Annotated in this window: 1 protein-coding gene; it reads right to left on the minus strand. The window is 52.9% G+C overall.

Annotated elements, in window-relative coordinates:
- A partial coding sequence (locus ACH8JV_RS19530; RefSeq protein ID WP_396523302.1) for an Ig-like domain-containing protein occupies positions 1 to 435 on the minus strand: 435 nt, incomplete at both ends.

Genomic DNA, 435 nt, shown 5'->3' on the forward strand with positions numbered 1-435 from the left:
CAGTTGCTGTTGCTGTAACAGTTTGACCATCAAGCAAGTTACCTGGGTTTGGCGCTGTCCATTGACCATCTGGGCCTGCAACCACAGTTGCTGTTGTGCCATCAGGGAAGCTTACAGTCACGGTTGAACCCGCTTCTGCTGTACCTGTCACTGGATTAGTCGCATTGATCGGATCAATTACTGGTGCACTTGGCGCTGCCGTATCGACAGTCACGATGACATCTGTTGGGCTGCTGATATGACCTTGTGAATCCACTGCTTGCGCATGGATGGTGATTGGGCCATCTGCAGTCACAGGAATCGCTGCGGTGATATAGCCATTGCCCAGGTCAGTCGCATTGACAGTGTAGTCAGTGCCGTTAACTGTCACGACTGTGCCTACCACTGCATCCGGACCTAACGCAACACGGGCATCAAAGCTGCCGTCTGTGCCTA

The sequence above is a fragment of the Acinetobacter sp. ABJ_C5_2 genome, from assembly GCF_044538485.1.
Classification (GTDB): Bacteria; Pseudomonadota; Gammaproteobacteria; order Pseudomonadales; family Moraxellaceae; genus Acinetobacter; species Acinetobacter nosocomialis_A.